Source organism: Sorangium sp. So ce281 (genome assembly GCF_051527395.1).
GTDB lineage: Bacteria > Myxococcota_A > Polyangia > Polyangiales > Polyangiaceae > Sorangium > Sorangium cellulosum_B.
The window spans coordinates 11783960-11810179 of record NZ_CP150322.1 but is presented as its reverse complement, the minus strand read 5'-3'; the positions used below and the strand labels follow the sequence as shown (position 1 = coordinate 11810179).

General features: G+C 67.3%; 19 protein-coding genes. 6 read left to right on the top strand and 13 right to left on the bottom strand.

What is annotated here, in order from left to right; all coding sequences use genetic code 11:
• Positions 1 to 81: 81 nt before the first annotated feature.
• From WMF27_RS45320 to valS, 11 genes are all read right to left on the bottom strand, one after another.
• A complete protein-coding gene (locus WMF27_RS45320) occupies positions 82 to 717 on the bottom strand; it encodes a methyltransferase family protein (protein ID WP_437762653.1) in 636 nt (211 codons plus the stop codon).
• 53 nt (positions 718 to 770) lie between these two features.
• On the bottom strand, positions 771 to 2546 hold the full coding sequence (locus WMF27_RS45315) for a carbamoyltransferase family protein (protein WP_437943648.1): 1776 nt from the start codon (positions 2544 to 2546) through the stop codon (positions 771 to 773).
• 42 nt (positions 2547 to 2588) lie between these two features.
• Positions 2589 to 3593 (bottom strand): isocitrate/isopropylmalate family dehydrogenase, encoded by a 1005-nt coding sequence (locus WMF27_RS45310; protein WP_437762655.1) that lies wholly within the window; start codon positions 3591 to 3593, stop codon positions 2589 to 2591.
• 164 nt (positions 3594 to 3757) lie between these two features.
• The gene (locus tag WMF27_RS45305; RefSeq protein WP_437762656.1) at positions 3758 to 5365 is read right to left on the bottom strand and encodes a B12-binding domain-containing radical SAM protein; all 1608 of its coding nucleotides are present in this window, start codon (positions 5363 to 5365) and stop codon (positions 3758 to 3760) included.
• A gap of 573 nt (positions 5366 to 5938) precedes the next feature.
• Positions 5939 to 6856 (bottom strand): 3-oxoacyl-[acyl-carrier-protein] synthase III C-terminal domain-containing protein, encoded by a 918-nt coding sequence (locus WMF27_RS45300; RefSeq protein WP_437762657.1) that lies wholly within the window; start codon positions 6854 to 6856, stop codon positions 5939 to 5941.
• 211 nt (positions 6857 to 7067) lie between these two features.
• Positions 7068 to 7946 (bottom strand): ferritin-like domain-containing protein, encoded by an 879-nt coding sequence (locus WMF27_RS45295; RefSeq protein ID WP_437762658.1) that lies wholly within the window; start codon positions 7944 to 7946, stop codon positions 7068 to 7070.
• Between the two features lie 67 nt (positions 7947 to 8013).
• Positions 8014 to 9363: an APC family permease gene (locus WMF27_RS45290; protein ID WP_437943645.1), complete on the bottom strand. Its 1350-nt coding sequence runs from the start codon at positions 9361 to 9363 to the stop codon at positions 8014 to 8016.
• Positions 9364 to 9672, bottom strand: a complete 309-nt coding sequence (locus WMF27_RS45285; RefSeq protein ID WP_437762660.1) for an SCP2 sterol-binding domain-containing protein — start codon at positions 9670 to 9672, stop codon at positions 9364 to 9366. It lies immediately after the preceding gene.
• Between the two features lie 90 nt (positions 9673 to 9762).
• Entirely contained in the window at positions 9763 to 12672 is a 2910-nt protein-coding gene (locus tag WMF27_RS45280) for an aminotransferase class III-fold pyridoxal phosphate-dependent enzyme (RefSeq protein ID WP_437762661.1), read from the bottom strand.
• A gap of 124 nt (positions 12673 to 12796) precedes the next feature.
• Positions 12797 to 13264: a hypothetical protein gene (locus WMF27_RS45275; RefSeq protein ID WP_437762662.1), complete on the bottom strand. Its 468-nt coding sequence runs from the start codon at positions 13262 to 13264 to the stop codon at positions 12797 to 12799.
• Positions 13265 to 13668: 404 nt separating this feature from the next.
• Positions 13669 to 16353, bottom strand: a complete 2685-nt coding sequence (gene valS / locus WMF27_RS45270) for a valine--tRNA ligase (protein ID WP_437762663.1) — start codon at positions 16351 to 16353, stop codon at positions 13669 to 13671.
• A 425-nt stretch (positions 16354 to 16778) separates the two neighbouring features.
• On the opposite strand from valS, the gene WMF27_RS45265 reads away from it, so the two are divergent.
• The 6 genes from WMF27_RS45265 (at position 16779) to WMF27_RS45240 (ending at position 23259) form a co-directional block, all read left to right on the top strand.
• Positions 16779 to 18062: an MFS transporter gene (locus WMF27_RS45265; protein ID WP_437943642.1), complete on the top strand. Its 1284-nt coding sequence runs from the start codon at positions 16779 to 16781 to the stop codon at positions 18060 to 18062.
• 78 nt (positions 18063 to 18140) lie between these two features.
• Positions 18141 to 18398: an acyl carrier protein gene (locus tag WMF27_RS45260; RefSeq protein WP_437762664.1), complete on the top strand. Its 258-nt coding sequence runs from the start codon at positions 18141 to 18143 to the stop codon at positions 18396 to 18398.
• Positions 18399 to 18798: 400 nt separating this feature from the next.
• Positions 18799 to 20016, top strand: a complete 1218-nt coding sequence (locus WMF27_RS45255; RefSeq protein WP_437762665.1) for a homocitrate synthase/isopropylmalate synthase family protein — start codon at positions 18799 to 18801, stop codon at positions 20014 to 20016.
• Complete coding sequence (locus WMF27_RS45250; RefSeq protein ID WP_437943639.1) at positions 20004 to 21257, top strand: aconitase/3-isopropylmalate dehydratase large subunit family protein; 1254 nt, start codon at positions 20004 to 20006, stop codon at positions 21255 to 21257. The genes WMF27_RS45255 and WMF27_RS45250 overlap by 13 nt, the downstream gene beginning before the upstream one ends.
• On the top strand, positions 21254 to 21766 hold the full coding sequence (locus WMF27_RS45245; RefSeq protein WP_437762666.1) for a 3-isopropylmalate dehydratase: 513 nt from the start codon (positions 21254 to 21256) through the stop codon (positions 21764 to 21766). Before WMF27_RS45250 ends, WMF27_RS45245 begins: the two co-directional genes overlap by 4 nt.
• Entirely contained in the window at positions 21763 to 23259 is a 1497-nt protein-coding gene (locus tag WMF27_RS45240) for a class I adenylate-forming enzyme family protein (protein WP_437762667.1), read from the top strand. Before WMF27_RS45245 ends, WMF27_RS45240 begins: the two co-directional genes overlap by 4 nt.
• Before the next feature lie 92 nt (positions 23260 to 23351).
• Here WMF27_RS45240 and WMF27_RS45235 read toward each other — a convergent pair whose 3' ends face one another.
• Together WMF27_RS45235 and WMF27_RS45230 are read right to left on the bottom strand one after the other, a co-directional pair.
• Positions 23352 to 24560 carry a winged helix-turn-helix domain-containing protein gene (locus WMF27_RS45235; RefSeq protein WP_437762668.1) on the bottom strand — a complete coding sequence of 403 codons (1209 nt, stop codon included), beginning with the start codon at positions 24558 to 24560 and terminating at the stop codon, positions 23352 to 23354.
• A gap of 191 nt (positions 24561 to 24751) precedes the next feature.
• The gene (locus tag WMF27_RS45230; RefSeq protein WP_437762669.1) at positions 24752 to 25948 is read right to left on the bottom strand and encodes a glycosyltransferase; all 1197 of its coding nucleotides are present in this window, start codon (positions 25946 to 25948) and stop codon (positions 24752 to 24754) included.
• Between the last annotated feature and the right edge of the window lie 272 nt (positions 25949 to 26220).

The following is a 26220-nucleotide window of genomic DNA, read 5'->3' as shown; positions in this document are numbered from 1 at the left end:
GAGCCTGGTTCGAAGTAGTTCAGCATCTGCTCGACCTCCTGTGAAACGGAAAACAAGGCCGCCTCGGCCGGCCGCTCCGACCTACCGACCCGTCCTCCCGAACGGCACCCAGCGCGGCGTGCGGGCCTGGTACGCACGATAGGCTTCGCCGAGCTTGCTGACGAGGGCAATCTCCTCGACCCGGACCCGATAGAAGTTCGCGACGAGGGTCGCCGCAACCGTGGCCGCGAGAGCGAACCACGTGCCCGCCGCGATGGACGGGCCGGCATTCAGAAACAAGAGCCCGACGTACGACGGGTGGCGAATGAATCGATACGGCCCCCGATCACAGACCGCGTGATCCTGCGCTATCGAGACGTGGGCCGTGAAGAAGCGGCCAAGCGTCTTCACCGCCACGATCCGGAGCGCGCCGCCCGCGACGATGCAGCCGAGCCCCACCGCCGTCCGCGCCGCGGACGCCGGCGTCTCGCGGATCGCGACCTCCGCGAGCGGCATCCACCACGCGAGCAGGTGGGCTCCGAGGACGAGCCGGCGGGTGCCTGCGTCTTCCGAGCTCGTCACCGCCTGGCGGTTGGAATCCTCGTCTTCGGCGAGCGCCTCGCCGACCATCCACGCGGCGAGCCCCAGCAACGCGAGCACCAGATCGGCGCGTCTCAGGCCAGGGATCGCCGTCACCGCCAGGGCAGGAGGAAGCGCCCTGACGAGAACGAGCCCCACAACGCGCGTGTACTTCAATGTCCGTCTCACGGGCGCGTCACCCGCAACATGGCTCACGTCTCCACCCCTTTGCTGACGACGTAGGGACCGATGTAGAGGCGCTCAAGCCCCGAGGCCGCATAGCACCGGAGCGCGTCCTCCGGACTGCACACGATGGGCTCATCCCTGACGTTGAATGAGGTGTTCACGACCAAGGGAACGCCGGTGAGCTCCTTGAACGCCTCGATGAGGCGGCGAAACGAAGCGACCGGCACGTCGCGCGGCACGGTCTGCGGCCGCGCCGTGCCGTCCACGTGCACGACCGCCGGCGCGCGCTCCCGCGCCACGTCTTTGACACGAACGATCTCGCTCATCCGGCGGCTGCGGGTGATCTCGAAGTACTCCGGCGCGTCCTCCTCGAGGATCGAGGGGGCAAAGGGACGATAGCTCTCGCGGCGCTTGACGAGCGCGTTGATCCGATCCCGCGTCGCGGCGTCGCGCGGATCGCCGAGGATGCTGCGGGCGCCGAGCGCGCGCTCGCCGAACTCCATCCGGCCGTCGAACCAGCCGATGATCCGACCTGCGGCAAGCTCGCGCGCCGCTTCGACGGCGGGATCCTCCGCGCGGCGGTAGCTCCAGCGGGCGTGCTGAAGGACCTGCTCGATCTGCTGTTCGCTGTAGGAGGGCCCCTGGTAGGGGTTGTCCAGGCCCTCCCTGGAGAGCTGCGCGGCCCCGTCCCGGCGGAGCAGCGCGAGCGCGGCCCCGATGCAGGCTCCCGAGTCGGCCGGCGCAAGGGGCACGTAGACCTGCTCGACGAGCCCCGAGGCCCGGAGCCGGCCGATGGCGCATGCGTTCATCGTCACCCCTCCGGCGAGGACGAGGCGGCGCGCGCCCGTGCGCTGCACGAGCCGGCGCACGAGCCCCGTCATGGCCACTTCGAGCCGCTCCTGGGTGGCATAGGCGAGCGCCCGCGCCTCGTCGGTCAAGCCGTTCTCATCCTGGAAGCGACCTGGAAAGAGCGCTTTGCCTGCGGCGTTGAGCCACGAAAGCGGCGAGCCCGAGCACCGCTCCGGGTGGAGGTAACGGAGGCTCAAGCGGTAGCGGCCGTCCGGGTACAGAGCGAGGAACTGCGCCATCCGCTGCTGCATGGCCGCATCCGGCGCTCCGTACGAGGCGAGGCCCATGACCTTGTACTCGTCCGACAACGCCCGGTAGCCAAGGTGCTGCGTCAGAGCTCCAAAGAAGACGCCCAGCGAGTTCGGAAACGCATAGTCTTCGAGGAGGGAAGCGCTGCCCCGGCCGCCCGATGCCGGGTTGATCCGATAGACCGACGTGGCCGCGTACTCGCCACGCCCATCGAGGATGAGCGCGGCATCCGGCTCGAACGGCGCGCTGAGCCACGCTGCGGCGAGGTGCGCTTCGTGGTGGGCGATGCAGTGGATGGGCGGCAGGGCCTTGAAGTCGCCGTCGCAGTGCGCCGCCAGCCGCTCGCGGAGCACGGTCGGGCCCCAGTAGCTGCCGAGCCGGTCGCCGAGCAGGCGCAGCATCCCGCCGGGGTGCTCGGGGAGGTGCGCGAGCGTGCGGCCGACGACGGCGGGGAGCATGCCGCGGTCGTCCCAGTAATAGGCGATCGCGTCCAGGTCACGAAACGCGATGCCCCCCTTGGCGAGCACGAACGCGATAGCGCGATGCGGGAAGGCCTCGGTGCGCCGCTGGCGATTCAACCGCTCCTCTTCCACGGCGGCGACGAGGACGCCGTCCAGGAACAGGCATACCGCCGGGTCGTGCCCCAGGGCGGCGAGCCCGAGGACAGCGCGAAGGGGGCGCCCCCGGCGCTCGCTGGAGCGCAAAGCGTTACCGTCCATCATCGGCCGGATGGATTGAAGTGTCGCTCAAGCCGAGCCTGCCACTTTCGCCGGGTCCACCTGACCGAGGCGGCGGATGATGTCGTCCATGATCTCCGCCGTGCGAAGGGGCGAGCCCGCCTTGCGGCTCACCAGGTGGCCGTTCACCGCCTCGTTCAACTGGGCTGCGAAGTCGCGGATCCCGAGGTGATCGAGCAGAAGCCCCATCGACAGGATCGTCGCGACCGGATCCGCGAGCCCGCGTCCTACCAGATCGGGCGCCGAGCCGTGAATCGGCTCGGCGAGCGGCACCCCTTTGCCAAGGGAGAGCGAGGGGACCAGCCCGAGGCTGCCGACGACGGCCGCGCCCACGTCAGAGAGGATATCGCCGACGTGGCTCGTCATCATCATGACGTCGTACCGTCCGGGATCGAGGACGAGGTGGTAGCCTGCGGCGTCGGAGAGGGCTTCGTTCCACTTCACCCCCGCCGCCTCCACGGTCTCGATCGAGAGTTGACGAAAAAGCCCGTCGGCGTGCCTGAGGACGTTCGCCTTGTGCACGATCGTCACGTCGCCCCGTCGCCTGCGCGCCATCTCCGCTGCGGCGCGTGCCAGCCGCACCGTCGCGCCCCGCGTGACCTGGTAGTCCGCGATCACCCCATCTTCCACGTGCCGCTCGCGCTCCACGTAGAGCCCCTCGGAGCAATCGCGCAGCATCACCACGTCGAGCGGCCGACCGCCGACCGAGCGACAGTAGCGGATGTTGACCATGAGCCCGAGCCGATGCCTGAGGACGAGGATCGGGCTCTCGTAGCCGGGGGGAGGCGGCGAAGGGGTCCCGGTACAGCCAAACAGCACCCCGTCGGCCGAAAGCGCCGCTGCGACCACCCGCTCCGGGATGGCATCGCCCGTCTGGCGCCAGAGCTCGTAGCCGGCGTGCTCCAGCTGGACCTCCACCCGGGGCTCCCGCTTCAAGAGCTCCGCAGCGAGCGGCACGACCTCCCGTCCGATCCCATCTCCCGGAATCACCAGGATGCGACGACGATCTGCCATTTGTGAAGGGCTCTTTCCCATGACGGACGATGGGCACATTGGCGAGACGGCAGCTCGAAAGACGAGGTTGAACCAGAGCCGATGAATAGAGCGCGCCGTGGCGAAGCGGGGTGTCGCAGCGATGGCTCTGTGACGGCCCAGCTCAGCAACGCCGGCTCCAACGATCAGTACCGAGCGGAGGAGTTGATCTGGAGTGCGCCCCCGGTGCGGCTGTACGGGGAGGTGAACTTCCCAGTGACGGAAACCTCGCCCTCCGCGCGGAACGCCATCCTCGTGAACTCCTTCAACGTCTCGGGCTTCTGGCCGCCGTTCATCTCCTCACGGGCCAGGCTGTTGTGCAGGATCCCGAGCTGCCGCACCTCGTCCACGGAATAGCCGTGGTCGAGGAGGATCTTCGTGATCGATGAGCCTCGATCGATGTACGCCGAATTCGTGACCTCCTGGAACACGCGCCGGCATTGATCGATCGCCTCGCGGCAGGTCATCGTATCGTGGGACCAGTCGTTGAAGCCGCCCCGGAGCCCGAACGCAGCCGCCTCGCGCGCGACGGGCGAGTTCGGGAACACGAAGAGCGGAGAGTGAACGTAGGCGTGGAAGCCGCCCTCGTTCAGGAACTTGATCGTCTTGCCGACCGACTTCTCCGTCTCGCCGGGGAAGCCGAGGAGAACGAACGCGAAGCCCAGGACCCCGAACTTCTGGAGGTTCTCGGCGGCCATCCAGTTGTGCTCCTCGCGGGTCCCCTTCAGCATGTTGTCGAGGACCTGCTGGTCCGCCGACTCGATGCCCACCAGGACCAGCTTGCAGCCGGCATCCTTCAGGTAGCGCACGCACTCCTCCGTCAGCGTGGAGGCGCGCAGGTACGCCGTCCAGGGCAGCGAGAAGCCCATGTTGATCATGCCCTTGCAGACATCGATGAGCTGCCGCCGGCTCAGGAAGAGCGTGTCGTCGACGAAGCGAACCGATTTGATCTGCGGCATCTTGCTGATGTCGCGCAGCTCCTCGAGGATCGTCTCCGTCGTCATCAGATCGACGTTCTGATCATTGTAGCTCGGAAACGTGCAGAATTTGCACTTGAACGGGCACCCCCGACCGGTGCGCATGTTGACCGAGCTGCGCAGGATGTACGAAGGGAGGGCCGACCACTGGACGTGGTTCGTGTTGATGTCGACGCCGTCATGGCTGCTGACCGGCGAGCGGACAAACTGGCCGTCGTAGTAGGCGATGTTCGGGAGGTCCGAGATCGGTCTTCCTTCGTGGAGGCGCTCAATCACATGGAGCAGCGTCGTCTCGCCGTTTGGCGAGAGGACGAGCGCGTCCGCGACCTTCGCCGACTCGTGGATCTCCGAGTCGTGCGCGAACTGGGTCAGCTTGGCGCCGCCCACAACGACCTTGACGCGGGGGTTCCAGGACTTCAGGACGCGCACGACGCGGACAATGGTGTCCGCGCTCGTGATGAAGGTCGTGGAGAAGACGACGATATCGACCGCCTCCACCAGCTGCCGCGCACGCTCCGGCTCGAGATCCATGTTGTCGACGAGCTCGACGCGCCCGTCGTAGCCGGAACGGCAGAGAAAATTGTAGATGTAGACGCCGTTCAGTGCGGAGGAGTTATGCTCGTTGATGACCGCGCGCGAGCCCATGCTCCGTCGGACGTGGTTCACCGCGTCGACGATCTCGAGCCGCCCCTCTCCCAGGGTCGGAATCATCTCGCGGTAGTGACTCAGATAATGTTCGTTGTTCCGATCCAGGACCTCCGGATCGGTTGCATTCATGCGGTAGTGAGCGAGCGTCTCATCGACCGTCTGACATGCATTGGCGATCACCAACAGCCTGGCGCTGGTAGCCCTGGGAGTCTGCGTAGCGGTGTCGGAAGTAAAGGTGCGCAGCTTCATCAAACATCCCCTGTCGATGGCCAACGCACGACACTGGTGCGTCCAGCGTGATCTTGCCCGACGCTATGGCGATGTCAAGCGGCTTCTGGCTCCATTTTCGCGCTTGGTTCGCGCTTGGTTCGCGCTTGGTTCGCGCTTGGTTCGCGCTTGGTTCGCGCTCCGTTCACGCTCCGCTCACGCTCCGTTCGCCTTGGGTTGGCCCTTGGTTCGCGCTTGGTTCGCGCTTGGTTCGCGCTCCGGCGTCATGGCGATCCCTGAGCAATGTCCGGTATCTTACGAGCAACTGGCTTGTGTCTGGCCGATGTCCTGCCGGTGTCTGGTCAGGGTCTTGTTGCTGGTGTCGGCGCCGTACACGTACATTGCATAGCTACAGTCGCGCGACGACGGCTCGATCTCGGGGTCGGGGTCGGCGGTTTGCGAGCCGGCGCGCCGGGGCCCGGACGCTGCCATCGTTCATGCCACCTTGAGGATCGAAGCCCCCCACGAAGCCTGCCCCGTGCTCAGCGTCAGTGCGAACTCGCCGGATTTCAGGTCGCCTTGCTCCAAGGCGTCCTGCAAACCAATGAGGTTGTCCGCGGAGAAGGCGTGCGCCACCCTGCCGACGTTCTTCAGGTAGAGCGCTCCCGGGCGGACGCCGGCCTGCGCGGAGAAGACGCGCAGAACCGAGTAGCTGTAATTGTTGGTGATGAACGCCTTGATCTGGTGTGCGTTCAAGCCGGTGTCCGCGAGCAACTGCGTGATGGTGAGCTTCACCCCGTCGGCGGTGTACTTGAGGCGCTTGACGGACTCTTTGGCGTTGTCGACCATCCAGAGCTTCTGGTTCGCGCCCTGTCGGACCCCGAGGATCTCGAGCTCGCCCTGCCGTTCGGAGCTGACGATGCAGCTCGCGGCGCCATCGCTGAGCACGGACACGAGCGGGTCGACGAGCCGCTTGCCCGCGGCCCGATCGGTGGTCACGAGGAGCACGGTCCGGCAATCTCCGCTCCGGATCAAGCCGTATGCGCTCCTCAGCGCGCTGGCGAAGTTGCCGCACTCGCCCAGCGTCGTCCCGAGCGTGACTGCGTGCTCGAGGCCGAGCGAGCAGCAGAGCTCACCGATGTGCCTCGTGTAGAACTCCTGGCTCCAGAAGCTCGATGAGGCGTAGAGGACGGCGCCGATGTCCTTCGGATCGAGCCCCGATTTTTCGATCGTCCTGGCCAGGCTTTCGCGCGCCAGCTCTGCAGGCGAACGGGACGAGACAGCGTAGGTCTCCAGGCCAACGGCCTGGAGCGTGCCCAGCCCATCCTCGTCGTCCTTCAACTCGTCGAGATCGCTGATGCTGCGCGACTCCCCGAGCACGTGTGCGATGGAACCGAGATAGATGCTCGTCACCTTGCTTTTCCTTGGTCAAAGCTGCCTCGCGCCGAGCGCGCGGGTTGCACAGGTCAAGGCGTCACCGGCGCCACCGCCAACCGATCGATGGCGCCGCGTGCGCGGCCTCCGCGCACCTCGTGTCGTGCCCCTTCACGTGGTGCGCTCCGGCCCTGGCGGTCCCTCCGGTGAGGACGCAAACCTCTCCCGCGGAGGGCGCACATCGCTCCGGTCAGGCGAGCTCCACGCCGACGGACGCCATCCGCGAGCTGTACTCCTGCTCGACCTCGTGCATCACGATGCGAACCTGCTCCTCTTCGCTCGTGTCCGCCATCTTCCTGCCAGGGAAGATCTCGAGATCGCCGATCTCATCCATGTGGTTGTTCGCGGCCTCCTGGTAGAGACCTATGTAATGGCGGATGATGCTCTCGAACACGTCCATCATCAGCCTGTGGAACTCGGGCGCCAGCTTCTGGACCTGGTTCCGCACCGCCACATCGTCCTTGATCATGTGCCCCAGGGTCGTAGTGCCGAAGCCCACGTGCTGGACCTCGTCGGCGAAGGCATCTTTGATGATCTGGCTGAGGCCGACGTCGAAGCGCGACCAATACTTCATCTCATAGCGGTACACAGGGTACGCCATGCCCTCCAGGATGGAGTTCAGCGCGAGGCTGCCCGCCACGAAGTCCCCCTTGTCCACCTGCTCGAGGATGAGATCGTAGAACGTCTTCATCGCCTTGGTCGTGACGTGCGCCATCAGCTTCTCCCGCTGCGGCGGCGTCACGCCGACGTCAGCGAGACGGCGGCAGAAGACCTCGAAATGGCGAGCCTCGTCGAGCGTCTGCGTGGCGATGTAGACCTGACAGTTCTCGTTGGGCGCGCACCGCATGAGCCCGGCCACGCCGCACATGGAGACGCGCTCCGCCGTCAGGAAGGTCGCGATGTCCATCTTGTAAATGTGCATCAGCAGCGGATCGTCCCAGAGCGCCGGGTGGGGCTCAGGGGTGCCGTTCTTGACGCCGAAGGTGCTGTCTTTCAGGCGCCTCCAGGCCGTATGCTCCATCCAGTGCTGGATTGAAAATCGACCGTCGTCCCAATCTTGATTCGACAACGACGGAATTGTACGGTCCAGACGTGAAGGGCTCGCATCTTTAAAGCCGTTCATAGACACCTACAGGTCAGTACCCCGCCTGGCGTTTGGCCAATTGCTCGGGCGAATCGAGCCTCCTCTGGTGGGCGAGGGACCACCATGAGAGCAACCCCGTGCCCAGGATCAGTAGCACGAAAGACGAGACGGACAGTAGCCTCACGTCTGGCTGGGCGACCAGCGCGGCGACGCCGAGGAGCGGCAGCATGACGCCCAGGCAAACCTGCACCGCGGCGGGCATCCGGTTGCGGTAGGGGATCTTCGCCTTGTCACGGGTCTTGCGCAGCCGGAGGGCCGCGAAGATCAGGGCGCCGTACGTGAAGCACTGGATCGCAGCCCCCACCGCAGCGGCCGAACCATAGGCTTGGAAGTGCTGGACCGTCAACGCGGCGGGGATCGAGATGGCCCCCAGCACGAGGATGGCGCCGATCGGCGCGCCGGTGGAGAGCGACGTCGTGGCGCACCACGCCGGCACGCTCCGCTCCCGGGCGAGGCTGTACACCAGCCGGGACGCTCCCATGATGCCCGCGTTGAACGAGGTGGTCGTCGCGAGGAAGGAGATCAATGCGGCCACGACTCCCCCGGCGCGATCGGAGACGCGCGTCGCGAGCACGTAGTGCGGGATCGGCGTGGACGCGAGCTCCTTCTGCCCGATGTGCGCCTCCAGCGCCGCCGCGAAGACCGTGTAGAGCACGATGAGGATCGCGAGCGCGAGCGGCATCGATAGCGGGACCAGACGCTCGTAGGCCTTGGGGGAGCGCCCGAGGGGCGTCACCCATTCGAACCCCAGATAGAGGAACAGCGCGAGGCCGATCGTGCCAGGAAAATCGGTCAGCAACGATCCGGGAAGCGGGGTGGTGGCCGTCGCCTCCTGAGCGGCTCCGCCCGAGGCCAGCGACCAGACGGCGAGACCGAGGATCCCCAGCACCAGGACGAGCGTGGCCGACCGCTGTGTGCTCTGGGGCGGCTCGACCCCCAGCAGGTTCAGGAGCACGATCAGGACGAGCAGCCCCACGGTGGCCAGCGTCGAGGAGAAGCCGGGGAACAGCGCCACCATGAGGATCGAGATCGCGTAGCTCTCGACGCTGGCCAGGATCACGACCTGGGTCAGGTAGAGGAGCACCATGATCCGCGAGGCGGGGCGGCCAAAGGCCGCCTTCAGGTAGGTGCCAAGCCCCGGCGCGGACGGGAACATGCTCGCCAGCTCTGCGATCGAGAAGGACACGGCCATGCACACCAGGCCGGCGACAACGATTGCAGGCAGAATCCAGGCGCGATCGATCGACTGGTACAGGGCCGAGTAGATGGCAAAGTTGCTCGCGGCGAGCGCCATCCCGGTGCTGATGGCGATGTACCCGCCGAGCTCGCGCCACTGCTTCACTCAGATCCCCCACAACACGAGGCTGATAGCGTCCAGCTTGACCCGATCCCGATCGCTGCCGAACACCTCCAGATCGCCGTCGAGGAACACGCGCGACGGGTTCTTGGTCCCCGAGAAGATGTCGATGAGGAGCTGGTGCGTGGCGCGCAAGCGCACGGTGTGTTCGGACTCTTTCGCCCCCGACTCGAGCTCCTGCAGCTTGCCCGAGTCCACGCGGATGCTGAACTCCTGGAGGGAGTCGGTCGCCTCCAGGACGAGCGTGGGGCTCCAGCCCTTGAGGAGCGAGGCGAGCCTTTTGTTCTCGTTCACGTCATTGCGAAACTTCCGCAAACAACCTGCCAGATCCTGCGCCGTATCCATAGTGAATCACGCCTCTCTGCGACTGTTTCAGCCCGTGCGCTAGTAGCTCCGCTTCACCTTCGCGTCCGCCAACTCGAAGCCGTGAATATGAGCGAGCTTGGCCAGCTTCTTGACTTGAACCTTGCTGATGTGACCGCGGCTTGGGCTCTTCTTGATACCGCTGAGCCCCAGGATGATCGTCTCGGCCATGCACGCGAAGGACCTCCCGGGCGGGAGCGGGATTCCCCGCACCTTGAAGTCCGGGTTCAAAGGCAGCTTGACGATCCCGCCCTGGATCACGGTCACGTCCGGACGCTCCCGGACCACCGAGTCGTCCACGTCGTGAGGAATGGCGATATCGCAGATGACGATCGGGCCCTTGCCGAGGTGCTCGGGGAAGATCACAGGCTTCGCCGAGTTCGTCGCCCCCATGATGACGTTCGCCTGCCGGAGCATGGCGTAATCGGAGGTCATCACGATAGGGGCCTTGTCCTTCATCTCGGCACTGAGGCTCTCCAGGAGTCGAACCCCGATCCGGTCGTGCTGCCGGAACTCCTGGAGCATGTTCTTGACCGCGCGTGTATCTGCGATCTCTTGGGCTACGCCCCGGAGCTCCTTCGCTTCCATCGTGGCAGTCACGGGCCCCCAGCCGGGTGGCAGCAGGGAGTGGCACGCGAGCAGCTCCTTGAACGCGTCGAAGTAGATCTCCGAAGCGACATTCGCGAGCGCCCGCTCCCGCCCGGACCTGCCGATCAGGATGATGCGGGGCGCCTGCTCGGCGACGATGCGGGTGTAGATGCTGGAGATGTTGCCGCCGGCCCCGATGGCGGCGAAGCACGCCTTCTGTAGCGCGACGCCCTCCTCCGCGCAGCTCCGGTGGAGCGCCTCGAGGCCCATCGCGACCGTGAGGGCGTTCCCCGTCGTGAGGGCCATCTGGTCGCTGGCGACGTCACAGCAGTTGTTCGTGATGATGGAGCTGTAACCGCCGAAGCCGAGCACCTTCGCGCAGTTCTCTTCGGCCAGCCGCACCGCCGCCTCGACGCTCTCGTCGAGGAACGTCTTGTCGCGGTTGATGAGGTATTTCTCGATCTCGGTCGACTGGATCGCCAGGCCGATGAAGCTCATGCTGACGCACTGGCCCGTCTTCGACATCACGGTGATCTGGTCGACGACCTGGGGCCTGATGTACCGGTGGAGCTTCGTCAGGTACTCCGCGATCTGCTCGTCGGTGAAGAGCGAATAGCCCTCATCCCAGAGCTGCATGTCGCGCGCTTCGACGAAGTGCCCGAGGAATGCCACGTTCTGCGCGTACTTGGGCTTGCGGTACTCAGGGAGGATCTTGCGGAAGTTGGCGATCTCCTTGGTGCTCCAGGGCTCCTCCAGGCCGATCACGAACCGCGTCAGCTCGTAGACGTTCTGCTTGTAGAGCACCTCGCAGAGCCGCTCGATGCTCGCGATGAGCCGCGCGCAGTCGTCGGCGCCGATGAGCGCCGACGGCTCGAGGCGGATCACGTCGGGGTTCGAGAGGCACAGGGCGACCCGGATCCGGTGCTCGTGGAGCAGGTAGCCCGCCGCGAGGTAGTTGAGCAGCTGCTGCGCCGAAAAGGTGTTCAGCGCGGCGGAGCCGCTGTCGCTCTGCCCGGCGAGCTCTATCCCGATCATCAAGCCGAGCCCGCGGACCTCCTTGATGATGGTGGGGTACTTCTCGCGGACGCGCTCGAGGCCCTCGAGCAGCTGCGCACCGCGCTCGCGGCAGTTGGCCATGAGCCGACCGTCGCTCTCCAGGAGCTCGAGCGCCGCCATCGCGATGCGGGAGCTGTGATCGTCCTCGGCGAACGTCGATGCATGGATGACGCTGAAGTCCGGGTCGTAGCAGTCCCTCCGGATGAGGAGGGCGGATATCTTGGCCAGACCGCCGCCCAGGCTCTTGCCGATCATGTAGTAGTCCGCGGCGACGCCGCTCTGCTCGGAGCAGAGGAAGGTCCCGGTGCGGCCCATGCCGCACTGGATCTCGTCGAACACGAGCGGGATCTGGTGCTCGTCCGCCAGACGCCGGCAGTGCGCGAGGAAGGACGACGGGATCACGCGGATGCCGCCCTCTCCCTGGACGGGCTCGAGGAACATGGCCGAGATGCCCGCGTAGCGCTTCGTGACGAGCACCAGGTTGTTATCGCCGTCCTTCTCGAGCCAGAAGTAGTTCAGCGCCTCCTCTTCGAGGGTCCTCTGGAGCTGCTCCACGTTCTCGGTTTCAACGAAGATGACCCGCTGCGCGATGCGGGCGAACGGCTCGCGGTACTCCAGGGATTCGGTGAGCTGGACTGCGCCAGTGGTCAGCCCGTGGAACGCTTGCCTGAACGCCACGTAGGCCGCCGGACGGCTGAGGTTGCTCCGGATCGTCTGCAGGATGACGGCGAAGATGTGCTCGATATCATCGCCGGCCCTGACGTTCAGCCGCGCGCGCGCGGCTGCGTAGAAGGCCGGCGGTACCGTGATGGTGCCGTCGTGGATGGCCTCGCGGATGTCGGTGATCTTCTTGCGAAGCTGCTTCTCCAGCGTTTCGAGGCGCCTGTGGTGGTAGAGCGCCGCGTGCTTCAGGGCGGCCTCGGTCGCCTCCGAGCCGGTGTTCACCACGTGGACCACGTAGTCCTTCCCGAGGGACGTCTGGAGCATCTCGTTCAGCTTCCTGCCGAGCCGGGCCGTCTCGGTCCGACAGCTCGCCTGCGCATTGAACGGAAGCCGGTCGCGGTAGCTCGAGATCGCTACTTCCACGAGCTCGGGGTGGTTGTGACCGAACAGAGAAGCTCCATAGCCTCCCAGGAAGTCAGTCACCTCAGTCTCCGCACCAGTCGCGTCGTAGTAATAGAGGTGGTTCCCCTCCGCGCGGTGGTATGATTTGTCGAGGCGGATCGCCTGCAGCACAGCGCCGAGGCGAGGGCGGCAATACGTCGTGTAGGCGTCGTTGACGTTCATTTCATTTACGGCTCCCCTGAATGGCCGGCAATTTCAATGAAGCATCGTGCCCGCCCCTCGGTATGACTCGTAACACTGTCATCCTCAGAGGGGTGAGGAGCACGAGCGTGCCCGCGTCGTGTGTCTAGCTGGCTCCCATGGCGATAAAGATCCCGATCGAGACAAAGCCTCCGGTCGTGGTGATGAAGCTCAGGGTCGAGACCAGCCCCATCAAGGAGAAGGGTGACCTGTTCACCGTCGGATGGATCGACATGATCAGGAACAGCATCGGGTTCATGACCGCGCCGGCGATGGCGAGCGCGCATAGCGGCAGAGGCACCTCGACGCGAATGGCGTAGAACACCATCAAGAAGAGGGACATGAAGAGATAATCGATGTGAGCGCGCAGGAGGTTCGGAGGGTCCTTGAAGACCTTCTGGAGCGAGCCGACACGGAGGTGCTTGACCGCGACCAAGAGCCAGGCGAGGAGCAGTGAGAACGCCAGGAGCACCACGCCGCTGATCAGGAGAATTTTCATCGTGCGTATCAAGCCTTCGTGACGTCCTGGCCGCTCACAGTGCCCTTCGAGCCGGCTCACTGCCAGGCTTCGCATGTGCGTCCGGCTAGGGACGCTCACTATCCCTGGCGCTCTAGTGGGCTGATGCCCACAGGTAGCTCGATAGGAATTACCTCAATCGGATACATTCTCGAAACGAGAACTCTCGCAGTAATTTCAAGAGATCGCCAAAATAGTAATTCATGCATTGTATCCCGCCCCACTCAGGGGTGTCAAGCGGCATCGCGCAGCCGCAGCATCGCGCAGCCGCAGCATCGCGCAGCGCCCGACAATTCCAATGTCATTGCACAATAGCCGTGCGGCTGGCATGGGCAGGGCCGCGCGAGTGCGGCGCAGCAGACTGGGGCTGTGTGGGGGTGGGAATCGACCGCGCGCCCTCGCGGATGCGCGGTCGCGTCGTTTACGTGGTTACGTGGTCACGTGGTCACGTGGTCACGACGTCACGAGGTCGGCTCGGGGTCGCCGGCGGCAGGCTCGAGCTCGACCGTGACGACCGCGAAGACGTCGTCGGCGAGCGCCGCGTCCTCTGCAAGCTCGTGGTGCTTGCATCGCACGGCGCGCATCACGTCGCTCACGGCGAGGCCGAGCCGAGCGAGGGTGGCGGGGTTCCCGGCGAGCTTGATGTGGGTGATGACCCGGCCGACGGAGGCTCCCATCTCGCTCTTGCGCTTGTTGATGGCCGAGACGCAGGCGATCGCCGTCTCGAAGCCGTCGGCGTCTGCCGGGGGCGCGACGTCCTGGAAATCCTCGACGCCCGGCCACGGCGCGCGGTGGATGCTGCGGTGACCGGTCTCCTCCGCGAAGACCCAGCTCCAGACCTCCTCGGTCACGTACGGCAGCGCCGGCGCGAACAGCCGGAGCAGCACGTTCAGCGCGCGGCGCAGCGCCGCGACGGCCGAGCCGCGCGCCTCCAGGCTGACCCCGTCGTCGCCTCGGGCGCGCCCCTTGGCGAGCTCGATGAAGGTATCGGTGAACTTGGCCCAGAAGAACCCCTCGACCTCCATGAGGGCGCGCGCGTAGTCGAACTCGTCGAACGCCTCCGTCGCCCGCGCGGTCAGGTGCGCGAGCTTGTGGAGGAAGGCGCGATCGAGCTCGACGCTGATCGGCGCCACCTCCGCGCTCTGGGAGAGCACGAACTTGCCGGCGTTGAAGATCTTCGTGACCAGCCGCTTGCCGACCTTGAGGACCTTCTCGTCGAACGCCGTGTCGATACCGAGCCTGGCGCTCGCCGACCAGTACCTCACGCCGTCGGAGGTGTAGTTGTCGAGCAGGTGGCCCGGGGTGAGCACGTTTCCCCGGCTCTTCGACATCTTCTTGCGATCGGGATCGAGGACCCAGCCCGAGATGACGACGTGTTTCCACGGGGTCGCGTCCTCGTGCAGCATCGCCTTCGCGATCGTGTAAAACGCCCAGGTCCGGATGATCTCATGGCTCTGAGGGCGGATATCGGCAGGGAAGAGCTGCTTGTGCCGCTCCGGATCGAGCGTCCAGCCGGAGTTGATCATCGGCGACATCGAGCTCGTGAACCAGGTGTCGTAGACGTCGGTCTCGGCGGTGAAGCCCCCCGGCTTGTCGCGCTGAGAGGCGTCGTATCCTGGCGGAATGTCGGTGGTCGGGTCGATTGGCAGCTGAGACGCCTCGGCGAGGATCGGGTGATCGTGATCGATCCGCCCCTCGTCATCGACGGGGTACCACAGCGGAAACTGAACGCCGAAATAGCGCTGGCGGCTGATGCACCAGTCGAGCAGCAGGCCCTCCGTCCAGTTCTCGTAGCGCGTGCGCATGAAGCTCGGGTGCCACGAGATCTGCCTTCCCTTCTCGAGCAGCTGCTCCTTCTTGTCCATGAGACGGACGAACCACTGGCGCGTGGAGATGAACTCGAGCGGCTGGTCGCCCTTCTCGTAGAACTTCACCGAGCGCTCGACGGGCCGCGGCGTGCCCTGCAGCGGCGCGCCGGCGCCGGGAGCGCTCGCGCCCTCGTCGCTCTTCAGCATCTCGACGACCGCCGCCTGCGCCTGCTTGAGAGTGAGACCTTGCAGGCGCGCGTAGAAGCGGTTGGCCGCCGCGGGGTCGTTGCTCTCCCAGCCGTCGGTCCCGAACGTGACCGGCACGAGGCGGCCCGCGCGGCCGAGGATTTGCCGAAGCGCTAGCTTCTGCTCGCGCCACCAGAGCACGTCGGTGGCATCGCCGAAGGTGCAGACCATGAGGATGCCAGTCCCCTTCGTCGGATCGGCGAGGCTGCTCGGGAAGATCGGGACCGGGGCCCGGAAGAGCGGCGTGATCGCGCGCTTGCCGAACAGGTCGCGATAGCGCTCGTCGTCCGGGTGGGCCGTGATGCCGACGCAGGCGGCGAGCAGCTCGGGCCGCGTCGTCGAGATGACGAATTGGCGGTCGGACCCCTCGACGCCGAACGCGATGTCGAAGAACGCGCCGGGACGCGGCCGGTCCTCCACCTCGGCCTGAGCGACCGCGGTCTGGAAATCGACATCCCACATCGTGGGCGCCACAACGCTGTAGACCTGCCCCTTCTTGAAAAGGTCCAGGAACGACAGCTGCGCGAGCTGACGGCAATGTGGATTGATGGTCGCGTACTGCTGCGTCCAGTCGACCGACAGCCCGAGCCGGCGCCAGAGGTTCAGGAAGACCTGCTCGTCCTCCTGCGTGACCTTCTGACAGAGCTCGATGAAGTTCGGTCGCGAGACGATGCGCGGCGGTTCCTTCTTGGCCTTCTCGTCGCTCGCCGGCTCGAGCCTGAGATCCGGCTCGTACGGGACGCGGACGTCGACCCGGACGTGGAAATAGTTCTGCACGCGCCGCTCGGTCGGGAGCCCGTTGTCGTCCCACCCCATGGGGTAGAAGATGTTCTTCCCCCGCATGCGTTGATAACGGACGATGAGGTCGGTATGGGTGTAGCTGAAGACGTGACCGACATGGAGCGAACCCGAGACGGTGGGCGGCGGCGTGTCGACGATGAACGTCTCGTCCCGCGGACGGGACGGGTCATATCGATACGTCCCCTGGGCCTCCCACAACGATTGCCAGCGTTTCTCGACGATCTCCGGCTCGAAATGCTTGGGTACGGCTGTCGTGTCTATCGAGCGGAATGTGGGTTTTGATGTAGTCATTGACGTCGCGTGGTTCGGAATCGTTGCCAGGGGCGCAACCTACCACAGATCCCCCGGGTTGGTCACGGTGGCATGCGCGCGACGCCACGACCCAGACGAGGCGGCCGGCACGCTCGTCACGCAGCAGCGGCCCGAAATGCTGACCCAACCCGGAGCCCACACGAACCCACACGGGCCCCATGGAGACACGGGCGACGCGGGCGACGCGGAAAGGACGGGATTTTTTCTCTTGCCAACCCCCTGGTCGGGGGCGCTAGTATGGCCTCCGACTGAACAACGGGTGAGCCATGTGCGCCGCGGTGGCCCGCGGGAACGCTGGGGGACTCGGAGTGCTGGGGTCATGTTGAGCGGACCAGGCGAGCGGCGCTGCACCACGACGGGATGCGCGGGGGTGTCAGGATGATCATGCCTGGACTGAGAGCGCCGTGAGCCTGGATTACTCGGACGCTAGCGGCGGCGCAACAGGCACGCCGGAGGCCCTCCAGGAGGTGCCTCTAGCGCGCAATCGCGATTACAGGATTCTTATGCTGGGCCAGTGCCTGTCAGCGCTCGGCGGCGGCATCAGCTACACCCTGCTCCCGCTGATCGTCGCCGATATCACGCGTTCAGGCGCCCAGACAGGCCTCGTCGGAACCCTCGAGAGCATGCCGCACCTGCTCTTCGGCCTGCTCGCGGGCGTCGCGGCCGACCGCTGGAGTCGCTGGCGCATCATGGTGTACGCCGACGCGGGCCGGGCGCTGCTCACGCTCCTGCTCCCGCTCACGCTCCTGCTGAGCCTTCCGTTCATGCCCGTGCTGTACGCGGTGATCGTGCCGATCACCACGCTCGGGGTGTTCTTCGTCGGCGCTTACCAGGCGTGGGTGCCGAGCGTGGTCGGCATCAACCAGGTGGGTGCTGCGATCGCCTACGGCGAAGCGGTGCTCGCGGGGGGCTTCATCGTCGGCTCCGCGCTCGCCGGGCTGCTGATGGTCTGGGTCGGCCCGGGGCCGACGCTCGCGCTCGACGCGTTCTCCTTCATGATCTCCGTGGCGACGCTGCTCGCGTTGCGCCATCGGAGCCAGGGGACGGTGGCGCCGCGCGCAACGACGTCCGTCGTCCTGGAGATGAAGGAGGCCATCAGCTTCATCCATCGGCTGCCCGCCCTGCGGTCGATCATCGTGCTCTGGGCGTTCATCAACTTTGCGCGCGCACCGATGGTCGCGGCATCGACCTTCTACGTCACGATCGATCGACACAAGCCGGCGTCGCACTTCGGCATATTCATCGCCTCCTTCATGGGCGGCTTCATCTTCGGGGGCATCGCGGCTGGCCGCGTCAAGCAGCGCGCCGGCCTGGCGATGCTCGCTGGCAACGTCGTGACGGGCGTGGCGATCATGCTCATGCCGCTCGTGGGCAGCTACGGGTTGATGATCCTGCTCGCGCTTCTCGCCGGCGCATCGAACTCCTTCGTCCTCTCCTTGTACCTCTCGCTCCGGACGAAGCTCACCCCCGACAAGCTGCTCGGCCGCGTCGGAGCCACCGCCCGTTTCCTGCTGTTCGCCTTGAGCTCCGTGGGCTCGCTCGCCGGCGGTCTCGTCATCGACGCCGCGGGCGGGTCCGGCGCGCTCTACGCGATCGGCGCGGTGATGATCCTGCTCAGCGCGCTCTTCGCCCTGGTGCCATCACTCCGCAACGCGCGCCCGCCCGAAGCGGCGGTGCCCGCCAGCTGATCCTCCCCTGCCGCGAGCCGCGCGCGGCCGTCTGTCCACGCGGAGTGCAGCTCGACGACTGGAGGACAAAGGGCAACGATGAGCGAATTCGAGCCGATTGTGGTGCGCGTACTGCGCGATATCCCGGATCTGCGGCTGCCGGAGGGGAGGATCGATCCCGACGTGCCGCTCGCCAACTACGGCATGAACTCGCTGTGCACGATCCAGCTCATCGCTGGAATCGAGGCGACATGCCATATCACGTTCGAGGACGCGGATCTGGTGGACGAGAATTTCTTGAATCTCCGCAATATCTGCGCCTGTGTCGCGCGGCGCCGCGGTGCAGCGTCGCGCTGAGGTCAAAGAACACTTGCAGAAAAATCGCGGAAACGAGCGGGGAAAGGCGCGACGGCCTCCGCGCTAGCTAAATGAGATGAGGTGACGCGCGCGCAACCCGACATCCTGACGAAGCGCGTGGACGTGTCGTAGCGCACCTCAGAAGCGCTGTCGGCTGCACGGCTCGAACGCGGTGTGAACCGTCGTTAGGGCGCGGTCAGCGAGCGCAGAATCCGGCAGTAACAGCGAAATTTTCTCTCGACGCTGCCATCGCACACGCCGGCGCGGGCCTCTGGCAAGACGACGCGCCGTTGCCAGGTAAATTTGCTTGACACGAACCTGACCGGAAGCGATACCATCAATAGTATGGCCATGGGTTTGCAGACTTATGCTGAAACGGCATGCTGAACCCGTGTGACTGGTGATTCGATCGGGCGGATCGGGCTCGAATGCTCTGTCTTCGACCTGCGGATGGCATATGGACCAAGTACAGACCGACCAGGAACCGCCGCAGGAGCGGGGCGGTCGGGTCATCACATTCTACGATACGACGCTCCGCGATGGCGAGCAGATGCCCGGAGTCGCGTTCTCGCGTGGGCAGCAGGAGCACATCAGCCGGGCGCTCGACGCCATGGGGCTCGACGAGATCGAGATCGGCTTCGCCGCCTCGGGCCCCGCGCAGCGCGCCGACATGGCCCACATCGCGGGCCTCGGCCTACGCGCGCGTCTTCTCTCGCTCTGCCGGCCTCTGAAAGAGGACATCGACGCGGCTCGGCAGACCGGCGTCAGCGGGGTCATCCTGGTCACGAGCACCTCGGATATCCTGATGAAGCACAAGCTTCGTAAGGAATACCCGCAGGTGATCGACCAGGCTTGCCGCGCCGTGGCCTACGCAGCGTCCCTCGGCCTCTTCGTCCAGCTTTCGCTCGAGGACGCGACCCGTACCAGCGAGGAGCGGATTCAGGACGTCGCGAAGCGCGCCGTGCAGGCCGGCGCGATGCGGATCGGCGTCTCCGACACGGTCGGCGTCGGAACGCCCCGGCTCATGACGCGCCTGGTGCAGGCGCTGCGCGCCGTCGTGAGCGTGCCGATCGCCGCGCACTGCCACGACGACTTCGGCCTCGCGGTCGCCAACTCGCTCGCGGCCGTCGAAGGGGGCGCGGAGGTCCTGTCGACGACCATCAACGGCATCGGCGAGCGCTCCGGCAACGCGTGCACCGAGGAGTGTGCCCTCGCGCTGGAGCGCCTCTACGGCTACAAGACGAACTTCAACTTCGCGCGTGTGTACGACGTCTCCCGGCTCGTGGCGGAGTGCGCGCGGGTGCCCATCCCGCCGAACAAGGCGATCGTCGGACAGAACAGCTTCCGGCACGAGTCGGGGATACACGTCGCCGCGATGCTGCAGCACCCGGGCTGTTACGAGCCATACGACCCGGCGCTCATCGGGGGCAAGCGCGAGATCGTGCTCGGAAAGACGAGCGGGCGCGCGGCGCTCCGTCACTTCGCCGGCGAGATCGGCGATACGTTCGACGACGAGACGTGCCGGCGCATCCTCGACAAGATCAAGCTGCACGCCGAGCGGGGCGATCGCATCGACGCAGGTCAATTGCAGGAGATCGTGGCAGCGTGTCGAAGCTGATGTCCTTCACGACCCGGATCCTCGGCTCCCTGCTCGGTCGCGCCGTCGCGCCGGGCGAGCTCGTGACCGTTGACGTCGCTCGGGTCATGGCCCACGACGGCTCCGGTCCTGTCGCGGCCCGCGCGCTGGCGAAGCACGGCATCGAACAGCTCCGGGGCGCGGACCGGACCGTGTTCGTGTTCGATCACTACTACCCACCGGTGAACCAGCGGGAAGCGGCGCTCCAGGCCGAGGCGCGCAGCTTCGCGTCGCGATACGGAATTCCGGTCATCGCCGGCGAGGGGATCTCGCACCAGGTGTTGCCGGAGCGGGGGCTCATCGCGCCGGGCACGGTGTTCGTCGGCGGCGATTCCCACAGCTGCGCCGCCGGCACGTTCGGGGCGTTCGCCACGGGCCTGGGCGCGACCGATATCGCCGCGGTCATGGCGACGGGGCGGGTGTGGCTGGAGGTCCCCGAGACGCTGCGGATTCGCCTTTCCGGCAGCCTTCCCAGGGGCACGACAGGGCACGACCTCGTGCTGCACGTCGTCGGCCGCGTGCAGATCCGCGGCGCCCTCGGCAAGGCGATTGATTTCGTCGGCCCGGCGATAGAAGGGCTCTCGATCGCCGACCGCATGAAGCTGTCGAACCATGCGGTCGAGATGGGGGCGGTGGCGGGGATCATCGGGGTCGACGCCCGCTGTCGGGCGTGGCTCGAAGAGCGAAAGGCCAACCTCGCCCATGCCGATCGGGTTCCTCACGATCCTGTCGGTCTGGACGCTGATCTCGAGATCGATCTCGCGCAGCTGGAGCCAGTGATCGCCGTCCCGTCCCAGCCCGACAACATACGCCCCGCCTCCGCGGTCGAAGACAGCGTCGTCCATCAGGTCTTCATCGGCTCCTGCGCGGGCGGGCGCATCGAGGACCTGCGGGCGGCGGCCGAGGTCCTGCGCGGCCACCGGGTGGCCCAGAATGTCCGCCTGCTGGTCGGCCCGGCGTCCGCCGAGGTGATGATGGAGGCGACGCGGGACGGCACCCTGGCCGACCTGATCGCCGCGGGTGCGACCGTCCTGCCGCCCGGCTGCGGCGCCTGCCTCGGCCGCCTCGGCACCCTCGGTCCGGATGAGGTCGCGGTCGCCACGCAGAACCGCAATTTCATCGGTCGGGCGGGGAGCCCGTCTTCGAAGCTCTACCTCGCTTCGCCGGCCATGGCGGCGCAGATTGCGCGAGCAGGCCGCCTCAACAGGTCAGAAGTCGAATGAAGATCAGCGGCTCTGTCTTTCAGATCCCGCAGGAGATGTGGGACGACGTCAATACCGACCTCATCCTCCCGGGGGCCTATCTTCGGGTCCCCGAGGAGGAGCTGGGGTCGCACGCGTTCGAGGGGGTGATCCCGGATTTCCCGCGCCTGGCGCAGACGCGCCCGATCCTCGTGGCGGGCTCGAACATGGGCTGCGGATCGAGCCGCGAGCAGGCCCCCAAGGCACTGCTCGGCTGCGGGGTGCGGCTGGTCATCGCGGCGAGCTTCGGCGGGATCTTCTTCCGCAACGCGTTCAATCTCGGGCTGATGCTCCTCAAGGTGCCCGATATCGAGGTGCTTCGGACGCTGTGCACGGATGCGCACCTCGAGGTTGACCCGGAGCAGGGGACCGTCGTGCGAAGTTCGGGTGATATGCTGCGCGTCAGCCCGCTGCCGCCCCACCAGCTCCGCATCGTGCAGGCTGGAGGCATACTCCAGCTCATCCGGAACAACCCGGGGGCATTTGAATGAACGCCGACCGCCTGCCGCTCGGCGGGCCCGTGGCATGGCTTGACCACTGGGGACGCGAGCGGCCGGACGCCACGGCGATCCTCGACGCGGGCGGGCGGCAGTGGAGCTATCGCGAGGTGCTGTCGGCTGTCCGCTGCCGGACGGCGTGGCTCGTCCGGCGCGGGCTGACGCCGGGCTCGGTCGTGTGCATCTCGGTCGCCGATCCGGCCGAGCAGCGCCTCCTCCGGTGGGCGGTCAACGTCGGCGGCGGGCTCGACGCGCTACAGGACCCGGCGCTGGCTGAGGCCGAGCTCGCCGGGCGGATCGACCTCCTCCGGCCCGCTGTCGTCGTGCGCGATCCGCTCCCGTCGTGGACTGATGAGCAAGCGGGCTCGCTGGAGCAGGCGTCCGCCTTCCGGCCCACCGCGACGACGCCGACGCGCATCCTGTTGACCACCGGGAGCACCGGGTGGCCAAAGGCCGTGGTGCAGCTCGCCGGACACCTCGACTGCGCCGCTCTTGCGAACACGCGCGCGCGCGGCCTGCGCGGCGATGACGTGGTCCTCACCGCGTTGCCCCCCTACCACGCCGCAGGCTCGCTGTTCGAGGACAGCCTCCTTCAGCTCGGCGGCGCGCTGGCGCTGACCGCTCGAAAGGGCCCGGGCTGGTTCCTCGCTGCCCTCGAGCAGCAGCCGGCCACCGTGACCACCGTCATCCCATCGATGCTTCAACCCCTGCTCGCGTCGCCCTCGGGCATCGAGGCGCTGAACCGGCTCCGTGTGCTCAATTATGCGGGCGAGTCGATCCCCATGCCGCTGCTCGAGCGCCTCCTGCAGGTCTACCGCGGGCAGGTCTACCGCGGCTACGGGCTGACGGAGGCGGGGCCGATGATCTCTTTTCTCGGCGACGAGGATCACCGGCGCGCCGCGCCCGATCCGTGCAACATCGGCCGTCCGGCGCTCGGCGTGGAGGTGCGGATCGACGCAGCGGAAGGCGATGAGAGCGGAGAGCTGCTCGTACGCTCGGGCCACGTGATGGCGGGCTATCTCCACGACCCCAAGGCGACGGCCGAGCGCCTGCGCGACGGATGGCTGCGCACCGGGGATCTCGCGCGCTGGGTCGATGGCCAGCTCTACCTGACCGGCCGGCTGGGGAGCCGGATGCGGAGCGGGGCGGAGTGGATCGATCCGGGCGAGGTCGAGCGCTGCCTGCTCGCCCTCGCCGGGGTCGAGGAGGTCGCCGTGGTGCCGGTCGCCTCGCCGCGTTGGGGCGAGCGCCCGGTCGCGTTCATCCGTGCTTCCGCTCCTCTCGAGCGCGACCGCGTACGTGAGCACCTGGAGAGCCGGCTGGTCCGTTTCAAGTGGCCGGACTGGCTGGAGGTGCTCTCCGAGCTCCCCCGCATCGGTCCTGGCAAGCTCGACCGCGTCGCGCTCCGCCAGCGCGCCGCGACGGGTCCTGGGCGCGGGGCGCTGATCCTGGCCGCGGATGAGAGCTGGGCGGCGAGCACGCCATGAACGCGGAGGAGCCTGGTCGGGTTACCTGACCTCAGGGACCAGCTTGAGCTGCGCAAGCACCGCTGGGCACACGCAGCGTGCTGTTCGTGGCTCTATCTGCCCGACAGGACCCCCGCCAGCCGCTCGGCCAGGTCGCCCCTCGGCTCCACCCGCACGCGCTCCAGGCCCAGCCACGCGGCCATGGTCCGCAGCTCGCCCGCCAGCCGTTCCGGCGTCTGCGCGCCCGCCGAGGGCTCGGCGTGGCTTGCCTGAACGACGAGCACGCCCGCCTTGCGATCGGCCTTCAGGTCGACGCGCGCGGTGATCGCGTCGCCCTCGAGGAACGGCAGCACGTAGTAGCCGTGGGTCCGCTTCGCCGCGGGGGTGTAGATCTCGAGCCGCACCCGCACGCCGAACATCCGCTCGGTGCGCTCGCGGAACCAGATCAGGTTGTCGAAGGGCGAGAGGAGGGCGCGGGCCTCGATCCGCCGCGGCCGCCGGGCGGCGGGATCGAGGAAGGCCGGCTCCCGCCAGCCCTTCACGCCCACGGGGATCAGCTCACCGGCCTCGACGAGCTCGGTGACCCGCGCCTTCGTCTCGGCGACCCCCATGCGGAAATGGTCCCGCAGGTCCCGCTCGGTCGCCACGCCCAGGGCCCGCGCGGCGATGCGGATCAGCGCGCGCTGGGCGTCCTCGCGCGCGGGCGTCGGCGCCTCGATCACCGCCTGGGGCAGCACGCTCTCCGGCAGGCCATACACCCTCTCGAAGGTCCCGCGCCGGGTGGCTGTCGTCAGCTCGCCGATCCAGAACAGGCACTCGGCCGCCCGCTTGGCGTCGCTCCAGCCCCACCAGCCGCCCGGCCCCTTCTTGCCGATCTCGAGCTCGGAGGCGGCCAGCGGCCCGCGCTCGCGGATCTGTTCCAGCGCCCGGTTCACCACCTGCCGGTGCTCGCGCAGGAAGCGCGCCACACCCTTCCAGACGCCCACCCCGTCGTGCGCGTCGGCCATCCGCCAGCGCAGCAGCGGCTGGGTGGTGAGCGGCAACAGCGAGGCCTCGTGCGCCCAGTACTCGAACAGCGGCCGCTTCCTCGCCCACGCGAGCTGCTCCAGCATCGGCCGCGGATAGGCCCCCAGCCGCGAGAAGGCCGGCAGGTAATGGGTGCGCGAGACGACGTTGACGCTGTCGATCTGCACCACGCCCAGCCGCCCGATCAGCCGGGTGAGCTGCTGCTTCGTCGTCGCCGGACCGGGTCGCTCCGCCCGGAAGCCCTGCGCCGCCAGCGCGATGCGCCGGGCCTCCGCCGCCGACAGGGTGTCCTTCATCCGCGCCTTCCGTCCATTGGGGCCCGCACCCTAGCGCTACTGCGGGAAGTCGGCCGGGAAAGGGGACCGCCAGGCCGCCAAGGGCGCCAAGGGCGCCGCGGAAGGCGGCGAGCGCAGTGGGCAAGGGCGCGTATCATCACCCCGGATTGACCTGCTGTCACGGCCGGACGCGCTCGGACATCACCCGAGCTTCACGCGGAGGCCCGCTCGATGAGATCGGCGGCGACGGCCGTTCCATCCACCGCCACGGCGCCTGCGCTCGCGGCCGCGCGGGCTGCGACCCGATGATCGAGGGCGCCCTCCAGCGCCGCCAGAAGGGACTCCGCGCTCAGCGCTCCACGGGCGACGGACGTCCCGAGCCCGAGCGCCCGGACGCGCGAGGCCCAGTAGGGCTGATCGGCGAACATCGGGACGATCACCTGCGGGACGCCCGCGCGCGCCGCCGTCGTGGTCGTACCCGCCCCGCCGTGGTGCACCACCGCCACGACCCGCGGGAACAGCGCCTGCTGGTTCACGTCGCCGATCGCGATGCCGTCGGGGGCGTCGTCGACGAGACCGAGCTCGGCCCACCCCTGCGACAGCACGACCCGGCGCCCCGCAGCCCGCACGGCCTCGATGACGACACGGCCCGTCCGCGGGTCGACAGGCATGCTGCCGAAGCCGATGTAGACGGGCGGCTCGCCGGCGGCGAGGAACGCTTCCAGCTCGGGTACGAACGGCGCCTGATCGGCAAGGAGCCAGGCTCCCGTCTGCGTGACCTGAAGGCCGGGCGTCGCCGGCAGCGGCCCGAGGACCGAGTCCACGGCGAGCCACGGCGCCTTGCCCAGGACGTGGCTGACGACGTCGCTCAGCGGACCCAGGCCGATGCGCTCTCGATTGGCGTTGAGCCGCTCGAGGAGGCGCTCGTTCCAGCTCCGCGATTCGTCCTGCCAGCGCCGGAGGTTCGACTCCGGGTCGCCCCCGGGCTCGCCGCCGGGCGCATGATCCGGCGACGGCAGGGTCACCGGCGCGTACACGGCGACCACGGACGGGATGCCCAGCCGCTCCGCGATGGACCGCGCGGCATACTGGTGCGCTCCGCCGGCCACGATCACGTCGCACCCCTCGGCGGCCGACGCGGTCGCGTCGAACTGGTCTCTCACGAGGTGCTCGACCAGCGCGCGGACCTGCTCCGGCGTCGGCGGGGCGGCCCGCGCGGCGGCCCCGCTCGGTTGCCGCATCGCGATGCCGATCGGGGTCGCCGTGAAGCCCAGGCCGCCCACCCAGTCGATGAAGTTCGGCGGGACGCACAGCCTCACATCGTGCCCCCGTCGCCGCATCTCGACGGCCAAGGCCACCACGGGTTGCACGTCACCGCGAGTCCCCACTCCCGTCAGCAATACCCGCATCGTCTCTCTCCCTTCCACCACGCGGGCCGCGTGGATGACGGAGGCGACAATGGCACCGGAGACGCGTTTTTTCATCGTATCAACGCCAGAGTTCCGGTATACATGCTGGAATGGGAGGCAGGGAGAGGACGCCCATACAACGGATCATCCGTTCAGGCCGAGACGACTGGAGCCTCCTGGAGCTGAGTTGGCTCGTCGAGCCGTGGGAGCGGAAGGTGCTCCTCCTCCTCGGTGAGGGAGCAGGTGAATCGTTGTCCGCCCGACCAAGGCGA

Bases quoted from the DNA above. Each gene is read 5' to 3' on its own strand.
- WMF27_RS45310 (WP_437762655.1), bottom strand. From the start codon at position 3,593: ATGGCAGATCGTCGTCGCATCCTGGTGATTCCGGGAGATGGGATCGGA.
- WMF27_RS45305 (WP_437762656.1), bottom strand. From the start codon at position 5,365: ATGAATGCAACCGATCCGGAGGTCCTGGATCGGAACAACGAACATTAT.
- WMF27_RS45280 (WP_437762661.1), bottom strand. From the start codon at position 12,672: ATGAACGTCAACGACGCCTACACGACGTATTGCCGCCCTCGCCTCGGC.
- WMF27_RS45275 (WP_437762662.1), bottom strand. From the start codon at position 13,264: ATGCGAAGCCTGGCAGTGAGCCGGCTCGAAGGGCACTGTGAGCGGCCA.
- valS (WP_437762663.1), bottom strand. From the start codon at position 16,353: ATGACTACATCAAAACCCACATTCCGCTCGATAGACACGACAGCCGTA.
- WMF27_RS45260 (WP_437762664.1), top strand. From the start codon at position 18,141: ATGAGCGAATTCGAGCCGATTGTGGTGCGCGTACTGCGCGATATCCCG.
- WMF27_RS45245 (WP_437762666.1), top strand. From the start codon at position 21,254: ATGAAGATCAGCGGCTCTGTCTTTCAGATCCCGCAGGAGATGTGGGAC.
- WMF27_RS45240 (WP_437762667.1), top strand. From the start codon at position 21,763: ATGAACGCCGACCGCCTGCCGCTCGGCGGGCCCGTGGCATGGCTTGAC.
- WMF27_RS45235 (WP_437762668.1), bottom strand. From the start codon at position 24,560: ATGAAGGACACCCTGTCGGCGGCGGAGGCCCGGCGCATCGCGCTGGCG.
- WMF27_RS45230 (WP_437762669.1), bottom strand. From the start codon at position 25,948: ATGCGGGTATTGCTGACGGGAGTGGGGACTCGCGGTGACGTGCAACCC.